Annotated in this window: 25 protein-coding genes; 11 read left to right on the top strand and 14 right to left on the bottom strand. The window is 67.5% G+C overall.

What is annotated here, in order from left to right:
• Window positions 1–130: 130 nt before the first annotated feature.
• The 5 genes from ACYQ4T_RS00985 to ACYQ4T_RS00965 are packed head-to-tail and all read right to left on the bottom strand — an operon-like array spanning window position 131 to window position 5,601.
• Window positions 131–2,512 (bottom strand): transketolase, encoded by a 2,382-nt coding sequence (locus tag ACYQ4T_RS00985; protein ID WP_459850015.1) that lies wholly within the window; start codon window positions 2,510–2,512, stop codon window positions 131–133.
• A gap of 11 nt (window positions 2,513–2,523) precedes the next feature.
• A complete protein-coding gene (locus tag ACYQ4T_RS00980; protein WP_459850013.1) occupies window positions 2,524–3,243 on the bottom strand; it encodes a hypothetical protein in 720 nt (239 codons plus the stop codon).
• Window positions 3,240–4,460 (bottom strand): CCA tRNA nucleotidyltransferase, encoded by a 1,221-nt coding sequence (locus tag ACYQ4T_RS00975; RefSeq protein WP_459850011.1) that lies wholly within the window; start codon window positions 4,458–4,460, stop codon window positions 3,240–3,242. Before ACYQ4T_RS00975 ends, ACYQ4T_RS00980 begins: the two co-directional genes overlap by 4 nt.
• Window positions 4,457–5,110, bottom strand: coding sequence for a CoA pyrophosphatase (locus tag ACYQ4T_RS00970; protein ID WP_459850009.1), 654 nt, complete (start codon window positions 5,108–5,110; stop codon window positions 4,457–4,459). Before ACYQ4T_RS00970 ends, ACYQ4T_RS00975 begins: the two co-directional genes overlap by 4 nt.
• Before the next feature lie 8 nt (window positions 5,111–5,118).
• Entirely contained in the window at window positions 5,119–5,601 is a 483-nt protein-coding gene (locus tag ACYQ4T_RS00965; protein WP_459850007.1) for a DUF1285 domain-containing protein, read from the bottom strand.
• 239 nt (window positions 5,602–5,840) lie between these two features.
• Here ACYQ4T_RS00965 and ACYQ4T_RS00960 point away from each other — a divergent pair, with 239 nt between their 5' ends.
• From ACYQ4T_RS00960 to ACYQ4T_RS00945, 4 genes are read left to right on the top strand one after another with little or no spacing between them, the layout of a single operon-like run.
• Window positions 5,841–6,797: an AAA family ATPase gene (locus ACYQ4T_RS00960; RefSeq protein ID WP_459852014.1), complete on the top strand. Its 957-nt coding sequence runs from the start codon at window positions 5,841–5,843 to the stop codon at window positions 6,795–6,797.
• 22 nt (window positions 6,798–6,819) lie between these two features.
• Complete coding sequence (locus tag ACYQ4T_RS00955) at window positions 6,820–7,734, top strand: DUF58 domain-containing protein (RefSeq protein WP_459850005.1); 915 nt, start codon at window positions 6,820–6,822, stop codon at window positions 7,732–7,734.
• Between the two features lie 22 nt (window positions 7,735–7,756).
• On the top strand, window positions 7,757–10,492 hold the full coding sequence (locus ACYQ4T_RS00950; protein WP_459850003.1) for a DUF4159 domain-containing protein: 2,736 nt from the start codon (window positions 7,757–7,759) through the stop codon (window positions 10,490–10,492).
• A 10-nt stretch (window positions 10,493–10,502) separates the two neighbouring features.
• Window positions 10,503–12,620, top strand: a complete 2,118-nt coding sequence (locus ACYQ4T_RS00945) for a hypothetical protein (protein WP_459850001.1) — start codon at window positions 10,503–10,505, stop codon at window positions 12,618–12,620.
• Window positions 12,621–12,639: 19 nt separating this feature from the next.
• Here the strand turns inward: ACYQ4T_RS00945 and ACYQ4T_RS00940 are convergent, their stop codons facing one another.
• Window positions 12,640–13,002, bottom strand: a complete 363-nt coding sequence (locus tag ACYQ4T_RS00940; RefSeq protein WP_459849999.1) for a hypothetical protein — start codon at window positions 13,000–13,002, stop codon at window positions 12,640–12,642.
• A gap of 78 nt (window positions 13,003–13,080) precedes the next feature.
• On the bottom strand, window positions 13,081–13,440 hold the full coding sequence (locus ACYQ4T_RS00935; RefSeq protein WP_459849997.1) for a hypothetical protein: 360 nt from the start codon (window positions 13,438–13,440) through the stop codon (window positions 13,081–13,083).
• Window positions 13,441–13,682: 242 nt separating this feature from the next.
• Here ACYQ4T_RS00935 and ACYQ4T_RS00930 point away from each other — a divergent pair, with 242 nt between their 5' ends.
• Entirely contained in the window at window positions 13,683–14,597 is a 915-nt protein-coding gene (locus ACYQ4T_RS00930; protein WP_459849995.1) for an isocitrate lyase/PEP mutase family protein, read from the top strand.
• 3 nt (window positions 14,598–14,600) lie between these two features.
• Here ACYQ4T_RS00930 and ACYQ4T_RS00925 read toward each other — a convergent pair whose 3' ends face one another.
• Window positions 14,601–15,125 (bottom strand): PAS domain-containing protein, encoded by a 525-nt coding sequence (locus tag ACYQ4T_RS00925; RefSeq protein ID WP_459849993.1) that lies wholly within the window; start codon window positions 15,123–15,125, stop codon window positions 14,601–14,603.
• A 146-nt stretch (window positions 15,126–15,271) separates the two neighbouring features.
• Window positions 15,272–15,766, bottom strand: a complete 495-nt coding sequence (locus ACYQ4T_RS00920) for a hypothetical protein (RefSeq protein WP_459849991.1) — start codon at window positions 15,764–15,766, stop codon at window positions 15,272–15,274.
• 96 nt (window positions 15,767–15,862) lie between these two features.
• Here ACYQ4T_RS00920 and speB point away from each other — a divergent pair, with 96 nt between their 5' ends.
• From speB to ACYQ4T_RS00905, 3 genes are all read left to right on the top strand, one after another.
• Window positions 15,863–16,834: an agmatinase gene (speB, locus tag ACYQ4T_RS00915; protein ID WP_459849989.1), complete on the top strand. Its 972-nt coding sequence runs from the start codon at window positions 15,863–15,865 to the stop codon at window positions 16,832–16,834.
• A 4-nt stretch (window positions 16,835–16,838) separates the two neighbouring features.
• The gene (locus ACYQ4T_RS00910) at window positions 16,839–17,699 is read left to right on the top strand and encodes a hypothetical protein (RefSeq protein WP_459849987.1); all 861 of its coding nucleotides are present in this window, start codon (window positions 16,839–16,841) and stop codon (window positions 17,697–17,699) included.
• A gap of 83 nt (window positions 17,700–17,782) precedes the next feature.
• Window positions 17,783–18,259 carry a hypothetical protein gene (locus tag ACYQ4T_RS00905; RefSeq protein WP_459849985.1) on the top strand — a complete coding sequence of 159 codons (477 nt, stop codon included), beginning with the start codon at window positions 17,783–17,785 and terminating at the stop codon, window positions 18,257–18,259.
• On the opposite strand, the gene ACYQ4T_RS00900 is transcribed toward ACYQ4T_RS00905, so the two are convergent.
• Genes ACYQ4T_RS00900 through ACYQ4T_RS00885 form a run of 4 tightly spaced genes read right to left on the bottom strand, consistent with a single transcriptional unit; the run spans window position 18,256 to window position 23,191 of the window.
• Window positions 18,256–21,501, bottom strand: a complete 3,246-nt coding sequence (locus ACYQ4T_RS00900) for an efflux RND transporter permease subunit (protein ID WP_459849983.1) — start codon at window positions 21,499–21,501, stop codon at window positions 18,256–18,258. The genes ACYQ4T_RS00905 and ACYQ4T_RS00900 overlap by 4 nt on opposite strands.
• The gene (locus ACYQ4T_RS00895; protein WP_459849981.1) at window positions 21,498–22,499 is read right to left on the bottom strand and encodes an efflux RND transporter periplasmic adaptor subunit; all 1,002 of its coding nucleotides are present in this window, start codon (window positions 22,497–22,499) and stop codon (window positions 21,498–21,500) included. Before ACYQ4T_RS00895 ends, ACYQ4T_RS00900 begins: the two co-directional genes overlap by 4 nt.
• 9 nt (window positions 22,500–22,508) lie before the next feature.
• Window positions 22,509–22,853, bottom strand: coding sequence for a rhodanese-like domain-containing protein (locus ACYQ4T_RS00890; protein ID WP_459849979.1), 345 nt, complete (start codon window positions 22,851–22,853; stop codon window positions 22,509–22,511).
• The gene (locus ACYQ4T_RS00885; RefSeq protein ID WP_459849977.1) at window positions 22,850–23,191 is read right to left on the bottom strand and encodes an ArsR/SmtB family transcription factor; all 342 of its coding nucleotides are present in this window, start codon (window positions 23,189–23,191) and stop codon (window positions 22,850–22,852) included. The genes ACYQ4T_RS00890 and ACYQ4T_RS00885 overlap by 4 nt, the downstream gene beginning before the upstream one ends.
• Window positions 23,192–23,392: 201 nt before the next feature.
• On the opposite strand from ACYQ4T_RS00885, the gene ACYQ4T_RS00880 reads away from it, so the two are divergent.
• Genes ACYQ4T_RS00880 through ACYQ4T_RS00870 form a run of 3 tightly spaced genes read left to right on the top strand, consistent with a single transcriptional unit; the run spans window position 23,393 to window position 25,276 of the window.
• A complete protein-coding gene (locus ACYQ4T_RS00880; RefSeq protein WP_459849975.1) occupies window positions 23,393–24,673 on the top strand; it encodes an NAD(P)/FAD-dependent oxidoreductase in 1,281 nt (426 codons plus the stop codon).
• Between the two features lie 14 nt (window positions 24,674–24,687).
• Window positions 24,688–24,891 (top strand): YgaP family membrane protein, encoded by a 204-nt coding sequence (locus ACYQ4T_RS00875; RefSeq protein WP_459849973.1) that lies wholly within the window; start codon window positions 24,688–24,690, stop codon window positions 24,889–24,891.
• A gap of 25 nt (window positions 24,892–24,916) precedes the next feature.
• Entirely contained in the window at window positions 24,917–25,276 is a 360-nt protein-coding gene (locus ACYQ4T_RS00870; protein ID WP_459849972.1) for a carboxymuconolactone decarboxylase family protein, read from the top strand.
• Window positions 25,277–25,286: 10 nt separating this feature from the next.
• On the opposite strand, the gene ACYQ4T_RS00865 is transcribed toward ACYQ4T_RS00870, so the two are convergent.
• Window positions 25,287–25,541, bottom strand: coding sequence for a formate dehydrogenase subunit delta (locus ACYQ4T_RS00865; protein ID WP_459849970.1), 255 nt, complete (start codon window positions 25,539–25,541; stop codon window positions 25,287–25,289).
• Window position 25,542: the final 1 nt, after the last annotated feature.

The following is a 25,542-nucleotide window of genomic DNA, read 5'->3' as shown; positions in this document are numbered from 1 at the left end:
ATTTAAAGCGCGCGGGGCTTACACCAGAAGCGAATTGGGGGACTTGACTCCGCTTCCCCGATAGGCTTGTTCACACCTCAGTGTGAGCGTTTGCATTTTAGGAAGTTTTGCGGCGATTTTGCCGCATCGGTCACCGGACGAGCTTGAAGTGCAGCCTCTGGTCGCTGGAAATCCGCTCGGCGGCGCTTCGGATCGAACCCGAATCGATGCCGAAATGCCGATAGAGATCGGCGACCGTACCGGTCTGGCCGAAATGCTCGACGCCCAGCGGATGCACGCGATGGCCGTAGACGCCGCCGAGCCAGGACAGCGTCGCCGGATGCCCGTCCATCACGGTGACGAAGGCCGCGTATGAGGGCACGCCCTTCAGCAGGCGCTCGATATGCGATTCGGCGTGGCGCAACCCGCGCTGGCGCGCGCGCACTGCGGCCGACCAGCCGGCATTGAGACGGTCGGCCGATGTCACGGCCAGGAGTCCGATGTCGCGCCAGGCTTCGCCCATCCGCCCGACTGCCTCGATCGCCTCCGGTGCGACCGCGCCGGTATAGGCGATGACCGCGCTGCAATTCGGCCCCGGCTCGCGCAGCCAATAGCCGCCATCGATGATCGCGCGCTCGAGGTCGGGCGTCATCGCCCGGGTCGGCTGCTCGATCTGGCGGGTTGAAAGGCGCAGATAGACCGAGCCGCCGGTCTCGTCGCGCAGCCAGTTGCGCTCGTCGGGATCGCCCTCGCCGCCGCGCTGGATATAGGCGAAGGCCCATTTCATGATCACCGCGAGCTCGTCGACGAAGGCCGGCTCGAACGCCGCCAGGCCATCCTGCGCCAGGCCGATCAGCGGCGTTCCGATCGACTGATGCGCGCCGCCTTCGGGCGCCAAGGTAACGCCCGACGGTGTCGCCACCAGGATGAAGCGCGCATCCTGATAGCAGGCGTAGTTCAAGGCATCGAGGCCACGGCTGATGAAGGGATCGTAGAGCGTGCCGATCGGGATCAAGCGCTCGCCGTTGATCGAATGCGAGAGCCCGAGCGCCGAGAGCATGATGAAGAGATTCATCTCTGCGATGCCGAGCTCGAGATGCTGGCCCGAGGGCCCGAACTCCCATTTCTGCGCCGAGGCGATGCGCTCCTCGCGGAAGGTGTCGGCCATGTTGGCGCGGGCGAACAAGCCGCGGCGGTTGACCCAGGGACCGAGATTGGTCGAGACGGTCACGTCCGGCGCGGTGGTGACGATCCGCTGGCTGAGCGGCGTCTCCTCGCGGCCGATCTCGTTCAGGATCTGGCCGAAGCCCATTTGCGTCGATGTGACAGGCTGCGCGGCGATGGCGAATTCCGGCACCGGCACGGCGGCGCTGCTGAGCCGGCGGTCGCCGCCTTGCGCGAAGGGCGTGCGGTCGAGATAGGCCTGCAACACCGCATGCGAGGCGGTGAGGCCTTCGAAGCGATCCCATTCATGGCCTTCGCGCACGTTCATGGCGGTGCGGAAGTTCTCCATCTGCGCCGGAGTCATCAGGCCCGAATGGTTGTCCTTGTGGCCCGCGAGCGGCAGGCCGAAGCCCTTGATGGTGTAGGCGATGAAGCAGGTCGGTCGATCATGCTTGGAGGCTTCGGCGAAGGCTCTGAGCAGGCTCGGCCGGTCATGACCGGCGAGATTGGTCATCAAAGCCGCGAGCTCCGCGTCGGAGCGTTTGGCGATCAGGCGCGTGACCTCGCCCTGGTCGCCGAGCTCGTCCTCCAGGCGTTTGCGCCAGCCGGCGCCGCCCTGGAAGGTGAGTGCCGAATAGAGCTGGTTCGGGCAGCGGTCGATCCATTCGCGCAGGCGCTCGCCGCCGGGCTCCTGGAAAGCGGCTTCGAGCAGCGTGCCATATTTGAGGATAACGACGTCCCAGCCGAAGGTCTTGAAGATCTCCTCGAAGCGCTGCCAGAGACCCTCGCGCACGTTGGCGTCGAGGGATTGGCGATTGTAATCGACGATCCACCAGGTGTTCCGCAGGCCCTGCTTCCAGCCTTCGAGCAGGGCTTCGAAGATATTGCCCTCGTCGAGCTCGGCATCGCCGACCAGCGCGATCATGCGGCCCTCGCGGCGGCCCTTCGCCCAGCCCTTGGCCTTCACATAGTCCTGCACGATCGAGGAGAAGAGAGTCTGCGCGACGCCGAGACCCACCGAGCCGGTGGAGAAATCGACGTCGTCGGTATCCTTGGTGCGCGAGGGATAGCTCTGCGCGCCCTTGTAGCCGCGGAACTGCTCGAGCTTCTCGCGGGTCTGCTTGCCGAGGAGATACTGGATCGCGTGGAAGATCGGCGAGGCATGTGGCTTCACCGCGACCCGGTCCTCCGGCCGCAGCACCTCGAAGTAGAGCGCCGCCATGATGGTCGCGAGCGAGGCCGAGGAGGCCTGGTGCCCGCCGACCTTCATCCCATCCGCGTTCTCGCGGATATGGTTGGCGTTGTGGATGGTCCAGGCGGCGAGCCAGAGAATCTTCTTCTCGAGTTCGCCCAAGAGATCGTCTGCCACGCCTGTCCCCTTCAATCGCCGTTGTAGAAGAAGCCCTCGATATCGGTCGCCTGCTGGCCCTGCTCCAGCGCCGCCCAGCCGGTGAGGCCGAAGCCGTCGCGCAGGAGGAAGAAATCACCGTCCTGCAGCACCACCTCGACGAAACCGCCGGGCGCAATCGTGGTGACGATGCCCGATTTCTCTTTGTCCGCATAGAGCGTCAGCGAGCGCAGCGCCTTGGACTGGAAGCCGGCATAGGCGAAGGGCTGTGCGACCGGCTGCAGCTTGCCGTCCTTCAGGCAGTGCAGGGCGCGGGCGGAGAACATGTTGTTGGTATGGCCGCTGCTGTAAACGCAGCCGTCGCCCGGGATCACGAAGAGCAGTCCTGGGATTGCCACCCCTTCTTTCTCGGGGTCTTGCAAGGCCGAGAACACGCATTGCGGATCGTTGCTGCCGCCGGAATCGCAGCGCAGGACCTGAAAGCCCTGGTCGGCCTTCAGCTTCACGTCGAGCGGATAGGCCATGTAGACGCCGGCCTCCTCGTAGAACTTCCGGTACTTCGCCTCGTCGGCCGGGAGCTTCGGCTCGCGGGCGAGGTCCCTGGCGGTGACGATGGTGATCTTCTGGATCGCCGGGTCCAACACGACCTCTTTGATGAGACGCTGCGCTTCCGGCACCCGCGCGAGCACCCCGTCATCCGCCAGTGCCGCTTGCGGCAGAAGGAGCAGGGCCAACGCCCAAAGCCGTTTCATTTCTTTCCCCCGATGCGGCGCTTCAATTCCGCGATGCATTGCGCGCGATCGGCGGCGAAGTCGCCGGCGATCCACCAGTCTTCCAGGTCCTTCAGCAGGCGGCCGATCTCCGGTCCCTTCGGCACGCCGAGGGCCGAGACGTCGCGGCCCTTGACCGGCAGTTCCGGGCGCGGCCAGTCGCGGACGATTTCGAAGGCGCGCTGCGCATCGACTTCCGGCTCGGCCCAATCGGTGAGCAGCAGGTCGAGCGCCAGCGCGTTGCCGAGGCCGTAGATCTCTCGCCGCACCAGGTGCGCATCGCCCATGGCGAATTCGGGGCGCGCGGCGCTGATCGCGACGACGCGGTCACGGTCGGCATTGGAGAGCTTCAGGGTCTCGGCGGCGGCGGGCCCGGCGCCGGTCACGGTGAGCGCCGCCAGCCGGCGCACCGGATCCTGCGGGATTTTCAGACGGGATTCGAGCACCGCGACCTTGGCCAGGCGGTCGATCGTGGTCGCTTGCGGCAGGAAGGCCGCGACGATCCCCTCGGAGAGCATGGCGCGCCAGGTCTCGACCCCGCGCCGCGCCACCAGCAGCTTCAAGGTCTCCTGGCGGAGGCGTTCGCCGGAAAGCGATTTCAACTCGGCCTTCAGCGCGCGCGCGGCGGCGAGCGCCGGCGGATCGAAGCCGCCGCTCGCATAATCGGCGTGGAAGCGGAAATAGCGCAGGATGCGCAAGTAATCCTCGCGCATCCGGTCCTCGGCTGAGCCAACGAAGCGCACCCGGCCGGCCTTCATATCGGCCAGCCCATCGAAATAGTCGTAGACTTGGCCGCCGGCGTCAGCCGAGAGCGCGTTCATGGTGAGATCGCGGCGCGCCGCGTCCGCGCGCCAGTCGTCGGTGAAGGCGACCGTCGCATGGCGGCCGAAGGTCTCGACGTCGCGGCGGAGTGTCGTCACCTCGATGCCGACATGGTCGGCGATCACCGTCACCGTGCCGTGGTCGATCCCGGTCGGCGCGTGTTTCAAGCCGGCGGCCTCGGCGGCCTTCATGACGGCGGCCGGTTCCAGCGGCGTCGCGATGTCGATGTCGCGGATCTTGCGCCCGAGCAAGCCGTCGCGCACGCAGCCGCCGACGAAACGCGGGGCGCCGCCCGCGCGCTCCAGCGCCTGGTAGACCTTGTGCGCCGGGCCGGCCGTCATCCAGTCCTGCGGGAAGGTGCCGAGGGTCGCGGTCATGACGCGCGCAGGACCTCGGCGAGATTGGAGAGCATCCCGGCGGTGGCGCCCCAGATGTAATAGCCAGGCCAGGGATAGACGTAGAAGAAACGCTCCTTCCCTTGCCAGACCCGGCTCTCGGTGCGGCGGTTGCCGGCGTCGAGGAAGAAGCCCAGCGGCACCTCGAAGACCTCGGCGACCTCGAAGGGATCGGGCACCAGGGCGATGGGCGGCATCACCAGGCCGACCCAAGGGATGACCTCGAAGCCGGTGCGGGTCACATAGGTGTCGAGTCTCCCAACCAGGTCTACGCGCTGCGGGTCGAGCCCGACCTCTTCCTTCGCCTCGCGCAAGGCGGCGGCGGCGGCATCGCGGTCCTCGGGATCGACTCGGCCGCCGGGAAAGCTGACCTGGCCGGCATGGTCGTGGAGGTGATCGGTGCGCTTGGTCAGCAGCACGGTGAGGCCGTCTGCCCGGTCGATCAAAGGAACGAGAACCGCGGCCGCGGTCAGGGCGCGTTCCGGGTGCATGCCGGGATTGAGATCATGGTCGCCGCGTTGCGCCTGCGCCGCCACGTCGAAGACGCGCGGCGCCGGCGGCGTGGTACCGGGTGCGGAACGGATGCCGGGCGCCGCCTGCCCGAGGCGTTGGATCACTTCGCTGCGTTGCATGTCGGATATTAGGCGTCGATCCGCCCCAGCGGGAAGAAGCGACCGCAGCTCCAGACGCCGAGCTGCTCGGCGCCGTCGCCGGTCCGGAATTCCCCCAATTCGACCAGGTGATAATAGACCGGGCGCAGGATCCGTGCCTCCAGCCCATTGCGCACCGTAATATAGGGCCGCGGCGCGCCGCTCGCCGGATCGTGATCGACACGAATCGGATGCGACTCGTCGGCTGTCACAATGTCATCGACATTGGTGCGAAAGGTGAGACGCCGCTCCGGCCCCTCGCCCACGGCATCGACCTCGACGGCGACGAAGGGTGCGTCGTCCACCAGGATGCGGCCGCGCTCGACCGGCGTCACCAGCCAGAACTCGCCATTTTCCCGCCGCAATACCGTGGAGAATAGCTTCACCAGCGGTTTCCGTCCGATCGGCGAGCCCCGATAGAACCAGGTCCCGTCGCTTGCGATTCGCATGTCGAAGTCCCCACAGCTCGGCAACTGGGAGAAATCGGCTGCGTTGGTGGAACGGCCGCCGTCAGCCGGCCCATCCGTGTGCGGGGCCCACAAGGCCCTCGGGCACAACCAAATGGACAGGCCGCCGGATGTAGGATTACGCTGCATTATCAAAGCTTCAACAGCCAAGGATGTCCCAGGTGGCGATCACGGAGAATAGCATCGGCGCGACCCCGTTATCACCCGCAGCCGGAGCCCAGCCCAGCCCCGACCTCGCCGGCGAAATGGAGCAGATCCACAAACGCCTGGAGGCGGTGCGCCGCAACATCGGCCAGGTCATATTCGGACAGGAGCAGACCGTCGAGCAATCGCTGATCTCGATCCTGGCCGGCGGCCATGTCCTCTTGATCGGCGTCCCCGGCCTGGCCAAGACCAAGCTGGTCGATTGCCTGGGCCGCGTGCTCGGCCTCGACACCCGCCGGGTGCAGTGCACGCCGGACCTCATGCCGGCCGACATCATCGGCTCGGAAGTGCTCGAAGAGGGCGAATCCGGCCGCCGTTCCTTCCGCTTCATCCCCGGCCCGGTGTTCTGCCAATTGCTGATGGCGGACGAAATCAACCGCGCCAGCCCGCGCACCCAGTCGGCGCTGCTGCAGGCGATGCAGGAGCACCGGGTCTCGGTCGCCGGGCAGACCCACCAGCTGCCGCAGCCCTTCCATGTGCTGGCGACGCAGAACCCGCTGGAACAGGAAGGCACCTATCCCCTGCCCGAGGCGCAGCTCGACCGCTTCCTGCTGCAGATCGACGTCGACTATCCAGCGCTCGCGGCCGAGCGGCAGATGCTGATCGTCACCACCGGGTCTGCGGACCAGGAGCCGCAGGCGGTGATGAACGGCGACGAGCTCATGAAGGCGCAGCGCATCGTGCGGCGCATCCCCGTCGGCGACAAGGTGCTGGACGCGATTCTGAAGATGGTGCGTGCCGGCCGTTCCGGCGAAGGCGAGCTGGCCGACGTCACCAAGCATCTCGCCTGGGGTCCGGGACCGCGCGCCGGCCAGGCGCTGATGCTGGCGACCCGCGCCCGCGCGCTGCTGCAGGGGCGCCTCAGCCCGTCGATCGACGACGTGGTGGCGCTGGCGCATCCGGTGCTGCGGCATCGCATCGCCCTCACCTACAGCGCGCGCGCCGAAGGCGTGACGCTGGCGGCGGTCATCGACAAGCTCGTCGGCCTGCTCGGCTGATCGGGGCTTCGGTTTCAAAGGAATGTCAGTGGCGATCACGGCAGATCGGGCAAAGGCGGAATCAGCGGCAATCGCCGGCCGCCTGCCGCCGCTCTTGATCGCGGCCGAGCGCATCGCCGCTACCGTCACGCAAGGCGTGCACGGGCGGCGCCGGGTCGGCAGCGGCGATGTCTTCTGGCAGCACCGCCCCTATTATCCGGGCGACGAGCTGAAGCAGCTCGATTGGCGCCAGTCTGCCAAGTCCGACAAGATCTATCTCCGGCAAATGGAATGGTCGGCGGCGCAGACGGTCTATCTCTGGTGCGATCTCTCGCCCTCGATGGACTATGCCAGCAAGAAGGACCTGCCGACCAAGGCCGAGCGTTCCCTGGTGCTGTTGCTGGCGCTCTCGAATGTGCTGGCGCGCGCGGGAGAACGCGTCGCGCTGCTCGGCGATCCCGAGCCGCCGATCTCCGGCCGCGCCGTCGCCGAGCGCCTCGCCGACCGGCTGCAGCACCGCAGCCAAGTGGCGCAGGACAATGCCGAAAGCGAGCGCAGCCTGCCGCCGCCGGTGCTCCTGCCCGCGCATGCGCATGCGGTGATGATCAGCGACTTCCTGCAGCCGATCGAGGAATTCCGAGCGCTGATCGAGCGTTTCGCCGCGCGCGACGTGCGCGGCCATCTGCTGCAGGTGCTTGACCCCGCCGAAGTCGCGATGCCCTTCCTCGGCCGGGTGCGGTTCAAGGGTCTGGAACGCGAAGGCGAACTGCTGATGAGCCGGGTCGAGTCGATCCGCGACCAGTATCTGAACAAGCTCGACGCGCATCGCGAAGCGCTGCGCACCCTGGCGCGCCATGCGGGGTGGAGCTTCTCGACTCACGTGACCGATGCGCCCGGCGCACCGGCCTTGCTGGCGCTCTATCAATGGCTCGCGGCCGATAAGAGGTTCCGGGCATGACGGGCATGCTGGGGTCTCTGTCATGTTAGGCTTGGGCGGCCTCGCCTTCGTCTCGCCCTGGCTGCTGGTCGGGCTCGCCGCCTTGCCGGTGCTGTGGTGGCTGCTGCGCCTCACGCCACCGGCGCCGAAGCGTATCGCCTTCCCCGCCATTCGACTCCTCTTCGGCCTGCTGCCGAAGGAAGAGACGCCGCACCGGACGCCCTGGTGGCTGATCCTGCTGCGCCTCGCGATCGCGGCGCTGCTGATCGTCGGCCTCTCGCATCCGCTGTGGAACGCGGCACAACCCTTCCCGCGCTCGGGCCCGCTCATGCTGGTGCTGGACGACGGCTGGGCCTCGGGCCCGGGCTGGGGCGAGCGCCAGGCCTTCGGTCAGGAGCTGATCGCCGAGGCCGAGCGCGAGAACCGCGGCGTCATTCTGCTCACCACCGCGCCGCAGCCCAACGGCCAGCTGCGCCCGATCTCGCTGCTCTCGGCGGATCAGGCCGCGGCACAATTGGCGGCATTGCAGCCCTCGCCCTGGCCGGTCGATCGCGCCAAGGCGCTCGAGCTGCTGAAGGCGGCCGATTTCGCCAAGGACCTCAACACCATCTGGCTGAGCGACGGGCTCGCCGATGCGAATCCGGCGAACGACCGCGCGCTGCAGGACGGTTTGGCACAGCGCGGCCAGGTGCAGGTGATGGATGACGGACCGGGCGCGGTGCCGATCCTGTTGCAGGAACCGGAGCTCCGCCCGCAGGGCATCACCTTGCGCGCCATGCGCACGGTCGCGGGCGCACCGCAGCGGGTCAATGTCCGCGTGCTCGACCGCGAGAACCACAGCCTGGGTTTGGTGACGGTGGACTTCAAGGCGCCCGACCTCGTGGCGTCGGCCAATGTCGATCTGCCGATCGAGCTGCGGAGCCGCGCCAGCCAGCTCACGCTGGAAGGCGGGCAGTCGGCGGGGTCGGTCGCCCTGCTCGACGATGCCGGCGGGCGCAAGCCGATCGGCGTCGTCACCGACAACGCGACGCTCGGCAGCCAGCCGCTGCTGGGCGAGCTCTATTACATCCAGCGCGCCCTCGCCCCGAACAACGAGGTCCGGATCGGCGATCTCGCGACGCTGACAGCGCAGCCGATCTCGATGATCATCCTGCCCGACCAGACCGCGCTCTCGCCGGAGAACCGCGCCAGCCTGCAGAAATGGGTCGAGCGCGGCGGCATGCTGGTACGCTTCGCGGGCGAGCGCCTCTCTTCCACGCCGGACGACACCCTGGTCCCGGCGCGGCTGCGGCAAGGCGACCGGATCCTGGGCGGCGCGCTCTCCTGGTCGCAACCGACGACGCTGGATGACTTCCCGTCGAGCTCGCCCTTCGCCGGCCTCGCGGTGCCCAAGGACATCCATGTCCAGCGCCAGGTCCTGGCCGAGCCGGCGATCGATCTCGGCTCCAAGACCTGGGCGCGTCTTGCCGACGGCACGCCGCTGGTGACCGGTGCCAAGACCGGGCAAGGCTATCTCGTCCTCTTCCATGTCAGCGCCAATGCGGAATGGTCGGACCTCGCGCTTTCGGGCCTGTTCGTGCAGATGCTGGACCGGCTGGTCGATCTTGCCGCCGGCGCTCCCGCCGCCGATGTCGATGCGCAGAAGCCGCTACCGCCGGTCGCGCTGCTGGACGGCTTCGGCCGCCTCGCCGGCGTGCCGGCAGGCGTGCTGCCGATCTCGGGCAAGGATCTCAACAATGCCAAGATCGGGCCGCAGCATCCGCCGGGCTTCTACGGCGAGCGCAAGGCGCGGCTCGCGTTCAACCTGAGCGGCGCGGTGAAGGCCCTGAAGCCGCTCGGCATCGCCGCGCAGCCGCTCACGCGCGCGCATACCATCGACTTCAAGCCCTGGCTGCTGGCCGCCGCTTTCCTGCTGCTGATTGGCGACCTGCTGATCGCGCTGGCCTTGCGCGGCCTGCTGCTGCGGCCGAGCCTGCGCGGTGCCGCCGGCGCCGCCGCCGTTCTGCTCGCGGTCATGCTCGCCGCCGCGCCCGACGTCCAGGCGCAGCCCCAGGAGAGCGACGAGCAGATCATAGCGGCGACCGATGCCGCGCATCTCGCCTACGTACGCACCGGCGCGCCCGAGGTCGATGCCACCAGCCGCGCCGGGTTGAAGGGCTTGACCGAGGTGCTGCTGCAGCGAACCTCGGCCGATGTCGGCGACCCGGTCGGCGTGGACCTCGAGACCGACGACCTCACCTTCTATCCGCTGCTCTACTGGCCGATCAGCGGCAGCCAGCGCCAGCCATCGCCGGCAGCCATCGACCGGCTGAACAAGTATCTGGCGGGCGGCGGGCTGATCTTCTTCGACACCGCCGACCAGAACGTCTCGGGCCTCGCCGGCAGCATGGGGCCGGGCGCGATGCGCCTGCAGGAGCTGACCCAGGGCATGGACATTCCGCCGCTGGTGCCGGTTCCGGCCGATCATGTGCTGACCCGCGCCTTCTATCTCCTGAAGGATTTCCCCGGCCGCTGGATCGGCGGCTCGCTCTGGGTCGAATCCGGCAACAGTCGGATCAACGACGGCGTCTCCACCGTGGTGGTCGGCAGCAACGACTACGCCAGCGCCTGGGCGATCGACGATTACGGCCAGCCGCTCTATGCGGTGACGCCTGGCGGCGAGCGGCAGCGCGAGATGGCCTACCGCTTCGGCGTCAACATCGTGATGTATGCGATGACCGGCAACTACAAGTCGGACCAGGTCCACGTGCCGGCGATTCTGGAGCGCCTCGGACAATGATGGTGCGCCGATGAACGACCTGATCACCATCGGCGCCTATTCGATCGCGCTCAACCCGATCCTGCCCTGGGCGCTGCTGATCGCGCTGGGCGTGCTCTACGGCGGGCTGATCCTGTTCGCGCTGGCGCGCCGTGCGCGCGGCACCACGTGGCGCGTGGTCGCCGGCCTGCTGCTGGTCTTCGCCCTGCTCGACCCGTCGCTGGTCGAGGAGCAGCGCAACTACCAGAAGGATATCGCGGTCGTGCTGGTCGACCGCTCGCCCAGCCAGAATCTCGGCAATCGCGCCCGCGAGACCAACGACGCGCTCAACGAGGTGAAGCGCCAGCTGGCCCTGCTGCCCGATCTCGAGGTGCGGGTGATCGAAGGCGGCGGCGGCCCGGATACCGCCGAGAAGGGTACCGAGCTGATGGGCGTGCTGCAGCGCGGCCTGGCCGACGTGCCGCTGCGCCGCCTGGCCGGCGTCATCACCATCAGCGACGGCCAGGTGCATGACCTGCCCGCCATCGCCGCCGACGACGCCAATGGCCAGGGGGGCGCCAAGGCGGCGCTCGGCTTCGACGCGCCGATCCACCTGCTGATGACCGGCGATCCGAAGCGGGGCGACCGCCGCCTGATGCTGACCGAGGCGCCGAGCTTCGGCCTGGTGGGCAAGCCGGTCGAGATGAAGTTCACGGTCGACGATCTCGGCAGCGACGGCGGCGGCACGGCGCAGGTCACGATCCGCCGCGACGGCCAGGCGCTGCCGCCGGTCTCGGTGCCGGTCGGCCAGGAGCAGACCCTGCAGCTCCCGCTCGAGCATGGCGGACAGACCGTGTTCGAGATCACCGCGGAAGACGGACCGCAGGAGATCACCAAGGCCAACAACACCGCCGTGCTCTCGGTCAACGGCGTGCGCGACCGGCTGAAGGTGCTGCTGATCTCCGGCGAGCCTTATCCCGGCGAGCGGGTCTGGCGGAATCTCCTGAAGTCGGATCCGTCGGTCGATCTCATCCACTTCACCATCCTGCGGCCGCCCAACAAGCAGGATGCGACGCCGATCAACGAGCTGGCGCTGATCTCCTTCCCGATCGACGAGCTGTTCGACACCAAGCTGAAGCAGTTCGACCTGATCATCTTCGACCGGTTCCAGCATCTGGGGATCCTGCCGGAAGAGTATTTCTTCCACATCGTCGACTACGTGAAGAACGGCGGCGCGGTGCTGGAATCCGCCGGTCCCAGCTCGGCCGGCCAGTTCAGCCTCTACCGTACGCCGCTGCAGGAGATCTTCTCGGCGGCGCCGACCGGCGATATCATCACCCGCGGCTACAAACCGAGCCTGACCGAGCTCGGCAAGCGCCATCCGGTGACCGCCGACCTCATCAAGAATGACTCCGACCAGCAGAAATGGGGCCGCTGGTTCCGCCAGATCGTGGCGACCACCCGCGGCGGCAACACGCTGATGAACGGCGCCGACGGTCTGCCGCTGCTGGTCCTGGACCGGATCGGCAAGGGCCGGGTCGCCGAGCTCTTCTCCGACCAGCTCTGGCTCTGGTCCAAGGGCTTCGAGGGCGGCGGGCCGCAGGCCGAGCTCATTCGCCGCATCGGCCACTGGCTGATGCAGGAACCGGATCTCGAGGAAGAGGATCTCCGCGCCACCGTGATCGACGGCAAGCTGGAAGTGCAGCGCCGCAGCCTCGGCGCCCAGCCGGCGACGGTCGACGCCACCGCGCCCGACGGCAAGGTGACCAAGCTGAAGCTCGGCGATATCGGCCATGGCAAGGCCACCGCCGAGATGCCGGCGCCGGACCAGGGCCTTTACCGCGTGACCGACGGCCAGAAGGAGGCGTTCGCGGCGTCAGGTGCGCTCAACTCGCTGGAATACCGCGACCCGCGCGCCAGCGCCGAGCCGATGGCGCAGCTCATCTCCGCGACCGGCGGCGGCGTGCAGGTCTACGAGGCGGCCGGCTGGCCGACCTTGCGCCAGGTCTCGGCCAAGTCCGAGCGGGCGGGCCGCGGCTGGTTCGGGTTGAAGCAGAACCAGGATTACGTGGTGACCGGCATCGACCAGTCGCCGCTGATCCCGGCCTGGGCGGCGCTGCTGCTCTCGCTCGGCGCGGTGCTGCTGGCCTGGAAGCGCGAGGGGCGGTAGCGCCGCTCTCTGATCGGTCTCAAGGCTCAACGAGCGACTTCACCAACCCCGCCAGCTCCGCGTCGTAGAGGGCCAGCAGGTCCTTCACCGAGGGGCTGTCGCAGCCCTGGCGCCGCACCAGGTAGGTGACGTCGCGTTTCACGCCCTCGATCAGCGAGAGGCGCTCGCCGGCGCCGAGTTCGTGGTTGGTCTTGGCGTCCAGATAGCTCCCCCACCTGCGCCAGACCGCGTCGTTGTCGGGAACGCCGCGGCAAAGTTGGGCGGCATAGATCGCCATCTGATAGCGGCCGTAGACCAGATCCATGTCGTTGGTCATCGACGCCGCCATGGCCGTTGAAATGGTGCAAAGGATGCCGAGTCCGGCGCCGGCGAAAAGCCGCATGCTGCTCCCCAAAAGGCAGCGCCGGCCCCGTTGCCGGGACCGGCGCTCAAATCAATCGGTCTGGCGTCGCGAAAGCGACTACTTCGCCAGCGGCGCGAGCTCCGCGTCATAGAGCGAGAGCAGGGTCTTGGCATCGTCGCTCTCGCAGCCCTTCACGCGCGCGGCCTTCCAGGCGCCGCTCTTCGCCTCTTCGATCAAGGTCAGGCGCTGGCCGCCGCCGATCTCATGATTGACCTTGGCGTCGATATAGGGGCCCATCTTCGCCCACTGCGACGCGTCATGCTTCATGTAGCGGCAGAGCTCCGCGACGCGCACCGCTTCCTGGTACTTGGTCCAGGTGGCCGCCATGTCCTGGGCCATCGCGGGTCCGCTCATGCCGAGGGTGACGCCGGTCAGCATTCCAGCCGCGGACAGGGCGATAAAGCTCGATTTCAGCATTTTTGTGCCTCTTTTATGGATGTTCCCCAAATGACCTCGCCGGGTGGGGGGCCGAGAGCCAAGCGATACCACAATTCAACAGGATTTCGCTGCGCAACGCAACTAAGCCCTTCGTCACCCCCAACCCCAATCCCGGGGCAATCCATTAACGGACCAAGCCCGAAGACGTTCCATCGCGGTCGGGCGCGCCGCTGGGTTATCCTTGGGGATATCCGTTAAAGGAACGCCCGAGCGAGGTCCCCATGCGCCGCACCACCCTGTTTCGGCAGCTGGTCGAAGCCGACGAGATTCTGGTCCTGCCGGGCGTCCATGACGCGCTCTCCGCCCGGCTGGCGGAGGCCGCCGGTTTTTCGGCCGTGACCTGCGGCGGCTATGCGGCGACGGCAAGTCTCCTGGGGGCGCCGGACATCGCCCAGCTTTCCATGACCGAGATGGCGGAGATGTACGCGCGACTCGGCGATGCGACCCGGCTGCCGATCCTGGCCGATGCCGATACCGGCTACGGCAATGCGATCAATGTGGCCCGGACGGTGCGCGCCTTCGAACGCGCCGGGGTTGCCGCGCTGTTCATCGAGGACCAGGTGGCGCCGAAACGCTGCGGCCATATGGATGGGAAACGCGTCATTCCGGTCGCCGAGATGGTGGCGAAACTGAAAGCGGCACTGGACGCCCGGACGGATCACGATCTTGTCATCATGGCCCGCACCGATGCCCGCGCGACCGAGGGACTCGAGGCCGCGATCGAGCGGGCGCAGATCTACCGCGAGGCCGGCGCCGATCTCATCTTCGTCGAGGCCCCGCTGACCGTCGATGAGATGTCGCGGGTCTGCTCCGAGGTCCCGGCCCCCTGCATGGCGAACAACGTCGAGGGCGGCAAGACGCCCCTGCTCTCGGCCGAAGCCCTGCAGGAGATCGGCTATGCCGTGGTCGCCTTCCCGGTCGCCGCGACCTATGTGATCGCCCATGCGCTGGCGAAATTCTACGGCGCGCTGAAGGCGACCGGCGAGACGGCCAGCCTGCAGAAGGACATGTCGAGCTTCTCCGCCTTCCACGAGATCGTCGGGCTTGCCGGGCTGCGCGAGTTCGAGCGGGGCTGCGAAGCCTTCGCCCGCGACCTGCTGGAGCGCGTGGCGGAACCCGACGCGCGGCCGGAATAGAACTCAACCCTTCGGAAAGACCCGGACTTCCGGCATGTCCTCGATCAGGTTCGGATCGAGCGAGTCATAGACTTCGATGGCAATGAAACTGCCGGCAGGATCGCCGTCGCGCTCGAGCGGCAGCAGCGCGAACTCGTATTCCATCGGCGCCTCGTCCGGCCAGGTCACCCGGTTGAAGCCGATGATGCCGTTCTGCGTTGCATGGATGCGGCGATAGCATTCCAGCCATTCGATCGAATCGCGCCCCTTGTAGTCCAGGGCGTCGAGATAGCGGCCGGAGAAATCCAGCCGCGAGAAGGCGGCGACCTTGGTGCCGACCAGCCGGAAGAACACCCGGAACGGATCGGCCTCGATGTCGCCGAGCAGCAGCGAAGAGAGCAGCGCCGGCACTTCGGTCGGATCGAAGGCGGTGCGCGGCGCGGGCCGGCCGTTGCGCTTCAGCCGCTGCCAATACTCGAACAGCTTCCGGGCCTTCTCGCTCTGTGCTTGTTCGGCGCGTTCGAAATCGTGATAGGGACGGTCGGCCATGGCTCGACGTCGTTTACTCGGGCGTTGTGGCCACAGGATGGCGTCGAACCCGAGTCTCCGCCAAGATTGTTAACAACTGGTGATAGAGAACGGCCGAGAGGCCACTGAATGAGACGGAACGTCCCCTTCCGCTCAATTTCCGCCGGCTAGCCGACGGCGGCGACGCCGAGCCGGTCGAGCCAGCGCTGCACCCGCTTCATATGGACATCGCCCGACCCCTGCGGCGCGCGGCTGTAGAGGACGAGCGCCGTGTGGCTGGCATCGAGCGGCTGCAGCGCGATGTTGATCGTGTCGGCGAAGTTGAATACGGCCGAGCGCTGCTCCAGCACATAGCGGAGCGACGCGTCGTCCGCGGCGACGATTTCCGTGCGCGGCTCGAGGCGCGGCAGCGCCTTGATTCTTTCGACGAGCGCGGCGGCGGAGAGCGGTACCGGCGCCAGCACGAGGTCGACCTTCGTGGAGCAAAGGCCCGGTGCGCAGGCGAGCGCGTCGCTGCCGGTGGGGCTGCGTTTCAGCTCGGTGAAGTCGACGAAGTCGGGGCTGGCCGGCGGCGCCAGCAGGCGAATCGTCACAATCGCGCTGCCGATCAGAATCAGCAGCGCGATCAGGATGCTGCCGGCGATGCGGGTCCGGAGTTTCATCGATCCGTCGAATCCATGGCAAAAGACGCGGCGAAACTATAGCATCCGGCCTCGATCGTCCCGGGGGTTCCGGGCTGCCTTAAGGATCGAGGGACCATGAGCAACGATTTCCAGGGCGACGGCGCCATCCAGCGCAAGGGCCTGCTGGGCTCCAACTACGAGATGACCTTCGGCGGCGTGCTCTCCTTCATGCGCCGCAGCTTCACCAAGGACCTCTCCGGCGCCGACCTGGTGGTGAGCGGCGTGCCTTTCGACCTCGCCGTCACCGACCGGCCGGGCGCGCGCCTCGGGCCGAACGGCATCCGCGCCGCCTCGGCCGAAGTCGCCTCGCTCTTCCCCTATCCCTGGGGCTTCGATCCGTTCCAGGATCTCGCGGTCAGCGATTACGGCGACTGCTTCCTCGACGTGCACAACCCGCTGACCATTCCCGACGCGATCACCAACCATGCGCGCAAGATCCTCGCCAGCGGCGCCCGCATGCTGACCCTCGGCGGCGATCACTTCATCACCTATCCGCTGCTCAAGGCGCATGTCGAGAAGTTCGGCAAGCCGCTCTCGCTCATCCATTTCGACGCCCATTGCGACACCTGGGCGGATGACAGCCCGGGCACGCTCAACCACGGCACCATGTTCTACAAGGCGGTGAAGGAAGGGCTGATCGATCCCAAGCGCTCGGTGCAGATCGGCATCCGCACCTGGAACGACGATTTCATGGGGATCCGCATCCTCGACGCCCAATGGGTGCACGAGCACGGCACCAAGGCGGTGATCGAGGAGGTGATGCGGGTGGTCGGCGAGCATACCGCCTATCTCACCTTCGACATCGACTGCCTGGATCCGGCTTTCGCGCCCGGCACCGGTACGCCGGTCTCCGGCGGCCTCTCCAGCGCTCAGGCGCTGGCGATCCTGCGCGGCTTCGGCGATCTCGACATCTGCGGCATGGACGTGGTCGAGGTCTCGCCGCCCTTCGACCATGCCGAGATTACGGCGCTGGCCGCCGCCCATATCGCCGTCGACATGATCTGCCTGATGCGCAACCGCAAGGTCGCCGGGAAGCTGAAGCGCTAGCCCGGTGCGGCTCGAAGTCCTCGACTCGCTGAGCGATCCGGCCAAGCCCGGCGGCGAGAACGAAGACCGCATCGGTTGGAATGAAACCGCCGCCTACGTGATCGACGGCGCCACGATGCTGGGCGATCCCGTCATCGCGCCGCCGGCCAGCGACGCCGCCTGGATCGCCGAATGGGCGCGTCAGCGCCTGGCGGCTGAGCTGGCACCGGATCGTTCGCTGCGGGATGTCGTGCGCGATCTCAGCGCCGCGGCACGCGCGCGATTCTTCGCCGCGGCCGAACCGAATGTCGAACGTTATCGCCACCCGAGCGCCAGTTTCCAGTCGCTGCGCCTGACCGAAGCTGGGTTGGAGAGCGCGGGCCTGGGCGACTGCACCTTGTTCCTGCGCGACGGCGCCGGAATGCTCACCCGGCACAGCGGGTTGCGCGCCGGCCGCTCCGGCGAGCAGAGCAGCGCGCGGATGGCGCTCAACCGGCTCGGCGGTCTCGATGCCGGGGGCGAGGGCTTTCGCGACGCCGAGACGCTCGCCGCGCTCCGTGCCTCGCGGGCAAGGCACAACACCGAAGGCGGGGTCTGGACCCTCGGCATCCACCCGGAAGCCGGCGACCATGTCCGGATCGAGTTGCCCGCGGTGCGGATGCCTGTGCTCGGCCTGCTTTGCAGCGACGGATTCGCGGATATCGTGGACAATTACGCGCTGCACAGCGCGGCAGCGCTGATGGAGCGGGCGGAACGGGACGGGCTCGGGCCGCTGCTGGCCGAGATCCGCCGCATCGAGCGCGACATCGACCCCAAGGGGCTGCAGTTCCCGCGCTACAAGCGCAGCGACGACGCTTCCGCGGTTCTGGTGCGGGTGAGCGGATAAGGCGCATCCAATGGCCCGCTTCGGTGTTCTACACTGCAGCGCGGGCGAAATCTTAACGGCCGGCGATCGTGATGGAGGATTTGATGCAGAAGCGGATACTGCTGGGCGTGGCGGCGATCGCCGCGCTGATAATCGGTCAGGGCGCGCTGGCGCAAGGGCTGCCGGAGCTGGATCGGGCGCTGGCCAAGGCCGACCCGGCCGCCGAGCTGGTCGCCGATTTCAACGAACTGATCTCGGCCACGACAAATATCGCCCCGCCCTCGTCGGCGCCCGACCAGGACAAGGCCAAGGTGGCCGAAGTCCGCGCCGCCCTGAATGATCCCAATGGGGTGACCATGGCGCGGGACTCCGCGCACCGCGCTGCCGCCGACGCGACCGCCGTGCAGATCACCCAACTTGCGGCCAATCTCGAGCAGAATATCGGCGACCGGTTGAGCGCCGATGCCAAGGCCGGCCTGGTGCAGGACTTCAAGACCGTCGCGCAGTACATGCAGATCGTCCGGCCGGGCGATGCCTGGTTCTGCCAGATCCACGGCACCCGCGTGCTGCTGCCCTGCTAGGCCGGCTCGGCCGGCTTCGCCAGCGGCTGGTCGGCGTCGCGCAGCACGACGTAGATCGCCGGGATCACCAGGACGGTCAGCAGGGTCGATGAGGCGAGGCCGAACAGCAGCGAGATCGCCAGGCCCTGGAAGATCGGGTCGAGCAGGATCGTCGCGGCGCCGATCATCGCCGCCAGCGCCGTCAACAGGATCGGCTTGAAGCGCACCGCCCCGGCTTCGAGGATAACCTCGCGCAGGGTCTTGCCGGCCCCGGCGCCGTGCCGGATGAAATCGACCAGCAGGATCGAGTTGCGGACGATGATGCCGGCCAAGGCGATGAAACCGATCATCGAGGTCGCGGTGAAGGCGGCACCCAGCAGCCAGTGGCCGAGCAGGATGCCGATCAGGGTCAGCGGGATCGGCGTCAGGATCACCAGCGGCAGGCGGAAGCTCCTGAACTGCGCCACGACCAGGATGTAGATGCCGAGGATGGCGACGCCGAACGCGGCCCCCATGTCGCGGAAGGTCACGTAGGTGATCTCCCATTCGCCGTCCCAGAGCAGGCTCGGCTTCGATTCATCGAGCGGCTGACCATGAATCGAGATCGTCGGCTTCGGCAGGTCGCCCCAGTCGGCCTCATCGACCAGCTGGTTGACCGCGAGCATGCCGTAGATCGGCGCTTCGAACTGGCCGGCGAGCTCGGCCTGCACCATGTCGGCGAAATGGCCGTCGCGGCGGAAGATGGCGGGCGACCCCTGCTCCTCTGTCACATGCACCACGTCGCCCAGTTCCACCACCGCCTTGTTGCCGGGCTGCGCATTGGCGGGGACCGGCGTCGAGGCGAGCTGCGCGTCCCAGGCGAGCGCGCGCTTCGGCAGGCGCACCGCGATCTCGATCGGGTTGCGGCCCTCGCCGCGGTGCGAGTAGCCGACCGTGACGCCGCCCAGCAGCGCGTGGATCGTGTCGTATACGTCGCTCTGCTCGACCCCGAAGAATTCGAGCTGGTCCTGGTCGATGGCGATCCGCAGCCGCGGCCGGGGCGCGCCGACCGAATCGTCGATATCGACGATGTAGGGGACCGAGGCGAAGATAGCTTTCAGCTTGGCCATCACCGCGCGGCGGGTCGCGGCGTCGGGCCCGTAGACCTCGGCCAGCAGCGTCGCCAGCACCGGCGGTCCCGGCGGCACCTCGACCACCTTGAGCGCGGTGCCGGCAGGAAGCTGCAGCGCCTGGAGCTGTTTGCGGATGTCGAGGGCGATCGCATGGCTGGTGCGGTCGCGCTCTGCCTTGTCGGCGAGGTTGATCTGCAGCTCGCCTTGCTCGGGCAGGCGGCGAGAATAGCTGTGCCGCACCAGGCCGTTGAAGTTGAACGGCGCCGCCGTGCCGGCATAGGCCTGGATCGAGCGCAGCTCCGGCGTGGTCTCGACGATGCGCGCGGCCTGCAGCAGCAGGCGCTCGGTATCCTCAAGGCTGGCGCCTTCCGGCAGGTCGAGCACCACCGAGAGCTCCGACTTGTTGTCGAAGGGCAGCAGCTTCACCGTCACGTCCTTGGTGGCGAACAGCACGCAGACCGCGATGGTCGCAAACCCGACCGAGAGCAGGAAGGCCCAGGCGGTGGCGCGCGAGCGCACGATCGGCCGCGCCACCTTGAGATAGAGGTTTCCGAGGCGGCCGACGGCGTGATGGTGGTTGGTATTGGCGGCGGCCGCGTTGGCCGCCTTGTGCGGGGCCAGGTTCAGCATCAGCCAGGGCGCCACCACCATGGCGACCACGAAGGAGAACAGCATGGCCGCCGAGGCATTGGCCGGGATCGGCGCCATGTAGGGGCCCATCAGGCCGGAGACGAACAGCATCGGCAGCAGTGCGGCGATCACCGTCAAGGTCGCGACGATGGTTGGGTTGCCGACCTCGGCCACCGCCTCGATCGCGGCTTGCAGGCGGGTCCGCCCATCGCCCATCGCCCAATGCCGGGCGATGTTCTCGACCACGACGATCGCGTCATCGACCAGGATGCCGATCGAGAAGATCAGGGCGAACAGGCTCACCCGGTTGATGGTGTAGCCCATGAGGTTGGCGGCGAACAAAGTCAGTAGGATGGTGGTCGGGATGACGATCAGCGTCACCAGCGCCTCCCGCCAGCCGATGGCGAGTGCGATCAGCACCACGATCGAGACCGTGGCCAGCCCGAGGTGGAACAGCAGTTCGTTCGCCTTGTCGTCGGCGGTCTTGCCGTAGTCGCGCGTGACCTCGACCTGGAGGTCGGCCGGGATCAGCCGGCCCTGCAGGGTCTCGGCCCGGGCCACGATGTCGCGTGCCACCACGACCGCATTGGCGCCGGCGCGCTTGGCGATCGCGAGGCTGACCGCCGGCACCGGCGCCCAGCTCCCGTCGGCAGTCTTGGCGCCGGGCGCAAGGTTCCAGACCCGATGCTCCTGCGGGCTCGGCCCCACCACCACGGCGGCGAGATCGCGCACATAGACCGGGCGGCCGTCGCGGGTGGTGACCAGCAGCAGGCCGATATCCGGCACGCCGCCGAGGGTCTGCCCGGCAGCGACCGAGAAGGTGGTACCCGCCTCGCGCACCCCGCCCGCGAGGAACGAGCGGTTGGCGCCCTGCACCTTGGCGATCAGCTGCTGCAGGGTGACGCCGTAGAGCGCCAGCTTCTCGGGATCGGGCTCGACCCGGATCTGCTGCGCATCGCCGCCGACGATATAGGTGAGGCCGACATTGTCGGTCTTGACGAGCTCGGCGCGCAGCTGGTCGGCGACCTCGTAGAGGTCCTTGGCGGTCCAGCGCGCCGCCGCTTCGGCCTTCGGCGCCAGCGTCAGCACGACGATCGCGACGTCGTTGATGCCGTGGCCGACGATCAGCGGCTCAGGGATTCCGTTCGGGATCTTGTCGTAGTTGGCGCGGATCTTCTCATGCACCCGGAGGATCGCGTCATCCTCGCTGGTGCCAACCAGGAAGCGCGCCGTCACCATCACCCGGTCGTCGACCGTCTGGCTGTAGACATGCTCGACGCCGTTGATGCTCTTGACGATCTCTTCCAGTGGCTTGGTGACGAGCTCGACCGCGTCCGGGCCCTTGAGACCGTCCGCCTGAACCAGGATATCGACCATCGGCACGCTGATCTGCGGCTCCTCCTCGCGCGGGATGGTGAGCAGCGCGATCAGTCCGGCCGCCAGCGCGGCCAGCAGGAAGAGCGGCGTCAGCGGCGAGCGGATCGAGGCCCGGGTGAGCAGGCCGGAAAACCCGAGCTTCACGGCTGCACCAGCACGTCACCCGCGGCGATGCCGGAGAGAATCTCGACGCCCTGCGGCAGGTCGGGCAGTGCCGTTTCGCGGCCGCGCTGCACCGGCACGTCGATGGTCTTGCCGTCCGCCTGCTGCAGGGTCACGTAGTCCGTGCCGAAGCGGGTGACGATGAAGGCCGCCGGCACGACGAAGGTCCGGCGCTCGCCGCCGGAGACCCAGACGCGGATACGTTCGCCGACGAAATAGTCGCTGAGGCCCTGGACCTTGGCGTCGGCGACCACGCGCCCGTCCTCGATCTCGGGATAGACCAGGCTGATCGTGCCCCGGTCGGTCTGCGCCAGGCCGGTCGCCTCGCCGTCCAGGCGGATCGGATCGCCGGCCTTGAGGAAGCGCGCATGGCGCTCCGGCACGCGGATCCGCAGCACGAAATCCTGCTCGGCGATGGTGGCGAGCGGCTCGCCCGCCAGGATGACGCTGCCCGCCGTCACCGGGACGGTCAGCACGCGCCCCGCGGAGGGCGCCAGAACCTGGCCCTCGGCGAGCTGCTGCTCGACCACCGCCCGCTGGCCGGTCTGGGCCTTGAGGCTGTTGCTGGCCACATCGACGTTGGTCTGCGCCTGGTCGAGTTGCTGCTTCGGAATCGCACCCGTCTTGTAGATCCGCTGTGCCCGCTCGAGATCGATCTGGGCCTGGGCGAGCTGCGCCTTCAGCCCGGCGATCTGCGCATCGAGCGCGCGCAGCTGCAAGACCAGCTTCTCGTCGCCGACGCTGCCGATCACCTGGCCGCGCTCGACCCGGTCGCCCTGTTTCACGGTCAGCTCGGCGATGGTGCCGCCGATCCGGGCGCGCGCCGGCACGACGTTGACGCTTTCGACCGTGGCGAAGACCGCCTTCTCGTCCGTCAACGTCACCGGCTGGACCGTGAAGGTCTCGGCCGCGAAGGCGCGGCCGGCGAAGCCGAGCGCGAGCGCAAAGGCGGTCAGCGCGGCGATGTGGAGCGGACGCATCGGATGCCTCTATTTCTCCCGCGGCTTGCCGGTCGCGGGGTCGATGCTGATGGTCGGCAGGCCCTCGGCCTTCCAGGCCTGCAGGCCGCCGGCGAGGTGCGCGGTGTGCTTCAGGCCAGCGGCCTGGCAGCGCGCGACCGCCATGGCCGAGCGCTTGCCGGTGCCGCATTGGAAGATGAGATCGACATTCTTCGGCAAGGCGTGCGGGTCGAAGCTCGACAGCGGAAACAGCAGCGCGCCGTGGATGCGCTCGGCAGCATACTCGCCGGGCTCGCGCACATCGATCACCTCGACGCCGCCGATCTTCATGCGGGCTGCGACTTCGACCGGGGTGAGGTCGTGGATCTTGCTCATTTCCGGGTGCTCCTCTTGGTCTTCGGGGTCGGTTTCCCTTCCGGCGCGCAGAGCGGCGAAGGGGCGCAATAGAGCCGATACAAGGTTTCCAGCAGCGCCTTGGCCTCCGGGCTGCTGATCGCGTACCAGATGGTCTGGCCGTCCCGGGTCGCGGAGAGCAGGCCGTCGCGCCGTAGCAGCGCCAGGTGCTGGGATACCGTCGAATCGCGGATGCCCAGGAACTCCGCCAGCTGGCCGACCGAGCGCGGGCCCTCGATCAACTGACAGACGATCATCAGCCGGTGCGGGTTGGCCAGCGCCTTCAGGAGCTCGCTGGCCGCCCCTGCGGCATTTCGCATCGTTTCGATATCTACTTTCATATTTGCGTATCTACGATAATACGTATATATCGTCAAGAGCCGAAAGCGTCCTGCGCGGTTTTGCGCAGGGTCAAGGCGGCCGGTGGCGGCGGCGCCGAGGATCGCAAGGTCCGCGCGTCGCATCGTTGCGAGAAATCAAAGGCGGCCGAGAAGCCGCCGGAAATCCCTGGAGGGAATGCCATGGCGGAGATCGTAGTGCTCGGAGCCGGCCTCAGCGGAACGCTGATGGCCTTCGAGATGAATGCCAAGCTCCGGAAGGAGGATCACCTGACCCTGATCGGCCAAGGCGACACCTATCACTTCGTGCCCTCGAACCCCTGGGTCGCGGTCGGCTGGCGCGACCGCGAGTCGATCGAGGTCGCGCTTCCCGAGGTGATGGCGAAGAAGAAGATCCGTTATCTCGGCACCGGCGCGAAGAAGGTGCATCCCGCCGAGAACCGCGTCGAGCTGATGGACGGCCAATCGGTCGCCTACGACTATCTCATCATCGCGACCGGCCCCGAGCTCGCCTTCGACGAGATCCCCGGCCTCGGCCCCAAGGGCTTCACCCAGTCGGTCTGCCATGTCGACCACGCGGTCGCTGCCAAGGCAGCCTTCGACAAGCTCGCCGCCAATCCCGGGCCGATCGTGGTCGGCGCGGTACAAGGTGCCTCCTGCTTCGGGCCGGCCTATGAGTTCATCCTGATCCTGGAAACCGAGCTCCGGAAGCGGAAGCTGCGCGACCGCGTGCCGATGACCTTCGTCACCTCGGAACCCTATATCGGCCATCTCGGGCTCGACGGGGTCGGCGACACCAAGGGGCTGCTGGAGAGCGAGTTCCGCGAACGGCACATCAAGTGGGTCACCAACGCCAAGGTGAAGGAAGTCGCCGAGGGCAAGATGACGGTCGAGGAGCTCGGCGAAGACGGCGCGCTCAAGAAGACCCACGAACTGCCCTTCGCCTATTCCATGATGCTGCCCGCCTTCCGCGGCGTCGAGGCGGTGCGCGGCATTGAGAATCTCACCAACCCGCGCGGCTTCATCCTGGTGGACAAGCACCAGCGCAACCCGACCTTCCGCAACATCTTCTCGATCGGCGTCTGCGTCGCCATCCCGCCGATCGGGCCGACGCCGGTCCCGGTTGGCGTGCCGAAGACCGGGTTCATGATCGAATCCATGGTGACCGCGACGGCGCACAACATCGGCGCCCTGCTGCGCGGCACCGAACCGAAGTCCCAGGCCACCTGGAACGCCTTCTGCCTCGCCGACTTCGGCGACGGCGGCGTGGTGTTCGTGGCCCAGCCGCAGATCCCGCCCCGCAACCTCAACTGGTCGGCCAAGGGCGACTGGGTGCATCTCGCCAAGGTCGGCTTCGAGAAATACTTTCTCCGGAAGATCCGTCGCGGCGAGAGCGATCCGTTCTACGAGCGTTTCCTGCTCGACACGCTGAAGATCCGCAAACTGAAAGAACCCGCCGAGTAATAAGGAGCTTAGACATGAAGATCGACAATGCCGTCCTCTCTTTCGCCGGCGTGATGGTGCTGGCGAGCCTCGCCCTCGGCCTCTGGGTGAGTCCTTACTGGTTCTGGCTGACCGCCTTCGTCGGCGCCAACATGCTGCAGGCCGGCTTCACCGGCTTCTGCCCGGCGGCGAAGATCTTCAAGGCACTGGGGGTGAAGCCCGGCCAGGCCTTCCGCTGATCCCGCGCACGGCAGGAGCCCGATCATGAATCACGACTGGCCGAAGATGACGACCGACCTCTCGCAGGCGATCCGCGAGCTTCGGGCCGGCGCGCCCGAGCCGATGAAGGCCTTCTCGGCCCTGGCCAAGGCGGCGCTGGAACCGAAGGCACTCGACACCAAGACCAAGGAGCTGATCGCGCTCGGCATCGCGGTCGCGATCCGCTGCGACGGTTGCGTCGCCTTCCACGCCGAGGCCGCGCTCAAGCAGGGCGCCACGCGCGACGAAGTGATGGAGACGATGGGCATGGCGGTCTACATGGGCGCCGGTCCGAGCGTGATGTACGCGGCCCAGGCGGTCGAGGCTTACGATCAGTTCAGTGCCAAGAAGCAGGCGGCGGAGTAGCCGCTGGAAGTCAGCCGCTTGCTTCCACGTCGGAATGGGCGTGCGTCTCTTCCTCCTCCAGGATCTTGAGCGCCTCGAGGGAGTTCGGCTTCAAGCCGTGATCCGGCTGCTTCATAATCGCGTAGATCTGGTGCAGCATCCGGGGATCCCAGAACTTCTCGATATGCTCCTTGATCCCCTTCACCGCCTGGTCGTGCGGATAGCTCTTGAAGAAGTCGCCGATCTGATTGGCCATGTAGACCAGCTTCTCGCCGGTGGATTTCATT

The sequence above is a fragment of the Dongia sp. agr-C8 genome (assembly GCF_054658695.1).
This window is presented reverse-complemented; position numbering and strand designations above follow the sequence as displayed.

Bases quoted from the DNA above. Each gene is read 5' to 3' on its own strand.
- ACYQ4T_RS00880 (WP_459849975.1), top strand. From the start codon at position 23,393: ATGGCGGAGATCGTAGTGCTCGGAGCCGGCCTCAGCGGAACGCTGATG.
- ACYQ4T_RS00925 (WP_459849993.1), bottom strand. From the start codon at position 15,125: ATGGCCGACCGTCCCTATCACGATTTCGAACGCGCCGAACAAGCACAG.
- ACYQ4T_RS00935 (WP_459849997.1), bottom strand. From the start codon at position 13,440: ATGCTGAAATCGAGCTTTATCGCCCTGTCCGCGGCTGGAATGCTGACC.
- ACYQ4T_RS00905 (WP_459849985.1), top strand. From the start codon at position 17,783: ATGCAGAAGCGGATACTGCTGGGCGTGGCGGCGATCGCCGCGCTGATA.
- ACYQ4T_RS00885 (WP_459849977.1), bottom strand. From the start codon at position 23,191: ATGCGAAATGCCGCAGGGGCGGCCAGCGAGCTCCTGAAGGCGCTGGCC.
- ACYQ4T_RS00930 (WP_459849995.1), top strand. From the start codon at position 13,683: ATGCGCCGCACCACCCTGTTTCGGCAGCTGGTCGAAGCCGACGAGATT.
- ACYQ4T_RS00945 (WP_459850001.1), top strand. From the start codon at position 10,503: ATGAACGACCTGATCACCATCGGCGCCTATTCGATCGCGCTCAACCCG.
- ACYQ4T_RS00870 (WP_459849972.1), top strand. From the start codon at position 24,917: ATGAATCACGACTGGCCGAAGATGACGACCGACCTCTCGCAGGCGATC.
- ACYQ4T_RS00940 (WP_459849999.1), bottom strand. From the start codon at position 13,002: ATGCGGCTTTTCGCCGGCGCCGGACTCGGCATCCTTTGCACCATTTCA.
- ACYQ4T_RS00875 (WP_459849973.1), top strand. From the start codon at position 24,688: ATGAAGATCGACAATGCCGTCCTCTCTTTCGCCGGCGTGATGGTGCTG.
- ACYQ4T_RS00865 (WP_459849970.1), bottom strand. From the start codon at position 25,541: ATGAAATCCACCGGCGAGAAGCTGGTCTACATGGCCAATCAGATCGGC.
- speB (WP_459849989.1), top strand. From the start codon at position 15,863: ATGAGCAACGATTTCCAGGGCGACGGCGCCATCCAGCGCAAGGGCCTG.
- ACYQ4T_RS00960 (WP_459852014.1), top strand. From the start codon at position 5,841: ATGGAGCAGATCCACAAACGCCTGGAGGCGGTGCGCCGCAACATCGGC.
- ACYQ4T_RS00920 (WP_459849991.1), bottom strand. From the start codon at position 15,766: ATGAAACTCCGGACCCGCATCGCCGGCAGCATCCTGATCGCGCTGCTG.
- ACYQ4T_RS00950 (WP_459850003.1), top strand. From the start codon at position 7,757: ATGTTAGGCTTGGGCGGCCTCGCCTTCGTCTCGCCCTGGCTGCTGGTC.
- ACYQ4T_RS00980 (WP_459850013.1), bottom strand. From the start codon at position 3,243: ATGAAACGGCTTTGGGCGTTGGCCCTGCTCCTTCTGCCGCAAGCGGCA.
- ACYQ4T_RS00970 (WP_459850009.1), bottom strand. From the start codon at position 5,110: ATGCAACGCAGCGAAGTGATCCAACGCCTCGGGCAGGCGGCGCCCGGC.
- ACYQ4T_RS00890 (WP_459849979.1), bottom strand. From the start codon at position 22,853: ATGAGCAAGATCCACGACCTCACCCCGGTCGAAGTCGCAGCCCGCATG.
- ACYQ4T_RS00955 (WP_459850005.1), top strand. From the start codon at position 6,820: ATGTCAGTGGCGATCACGGCAGATCGGGCAAAGGCGGAATCAGCGGCA.
- ACYQ4T_RS00975 (WP_459850011.1), bottom strand. From the start codon at position 4,460: ATGACCGCGACCCTCGGCACCTTCCCGCAGGACTGGATGACGGCCGGC.
- ACYQ4T_RS00895 (WP_459849981.1), bottom strand. From the start codon at position 22,499: ATGCGTCCGCTCCACATCGCCGCGCTGACCGCCTTTGCGCTCGCGCTC.